At 39.8% G+C, this 1,019-nt stretch carries 1 protein-coding gene; it reads right to left on the reverse strand.

Translation table 11 applies throughout. From position 1 onward, the window contains the following. Positions 1–214 precede the first annotated feature (214 nt). Positions 215–637 (reverse strand): sigma-70 family RNA polymerase sigma factor, encoded by a 423-nt coding sequence (locus tag LH47_RS14630; RefSeq protein WP_235341174.1) that lies wholly within the window; start codon positions 635–637, stop codon positions 215–217. Positions 638–1,019: the final 382 nt, after the last annotated feature.

Raw genomic sequence — 1,019 nt, forward strand, 5'->3', positions numbered from 1 at the left:
AACGGATCCCCTTACAGTTTATTAAAAATGTTGTATCAAAATGTTACAAGGGCACGAGAGTCTCTACATATTGTGATTTATAAAAATTCTTCTTTACTTGAAGCGTGTCTACAAATAATTAACGGGCGAGAAGAGCCTTTAATAGCGGTTGGGGTTTAACCTCAACTGCTATTAGTGTGACAAGGTGAATACACTCATAATATGTTGCCTAGCGTCATGAACAGTGAGATAGATTATCATTGAATGTGCTAAGGATTTTTTTACATTTATTAACGCATACTATTGTAATAAGTATTTCATTCTCAATACAACGAGCAGCATATGTCGCCAGTTTTGTCCCTTTTCCTGTTGAATAGCTTTCGATCGCTTTAATTAAGCCGATTGTGCCAATTGAAATTAAATCTTCTGGATCTTCTCCGGTGTTTTCGAACTTTTTTACAATGTGCGCAACGAGGCGTAGATTGTGCTCGATGAGCTTGTTGCGAGCGTTTTCATCCCCTTTTGCCATTTGTTTTAAATACATCGCTTCTTCTTTTGCATCAAGCGGTTGTGGAAAGGCGTTGTTTTTTACATAAGATACGAAAAAGATAAGCTCCTTTACAAACAAAGCAAGCGCAGAAAAAATGGTACCCATCATCGTTCACCTCGCAGGTGGTCTTTTGTTGCTTATGTATGTATATGCATTAGAAAACTTGTTCGTGTTTGGACACATCATTTTTCTTTGTGTGAGTAAAATATTTGTGGGTGACATTCAGGAATGATTCCCCGACGAGGGTTGCGAACTTTTGTTCGCGACGCTCGTCGGGGCCACCAAGCGAAGCGCGGTAGAAAAAAGCAAATGTCATGCAAAAAGGACTCTCTCCCTGCTATGATGGTGATGACCAACATCAATAAAACAGGAGGGAGAGAGTCCATGAAACATTTTACCACAGAATGGCCTTTATTAAAAGAGCTGGAGGAACAATTAGTCAGAACTCTTCAAAAGGTGTTCGCTGTCTTGTTGGCGGCCCTTTTGGAGG

It is taken from the genome of Anoxybacillus thermarum, from assembly GCF_000836725.1.
Classification (GTDB): Bacteria; Bacillota; Bacilli; order Bacillales; family Anoxybacillaceae; genus Anoxybacillus; species Anoxybacillus thermarum.

Excerpts from the sequence above, each read along its gene's own strand:
- LH47_RS14630 (WP_235341174.1), bottom strand. The coding sequence starts at position 637 with ATGATGGGTACCATTTTTTCTGCGCTTGCTTTGTTTGTAAAGGAGCTT.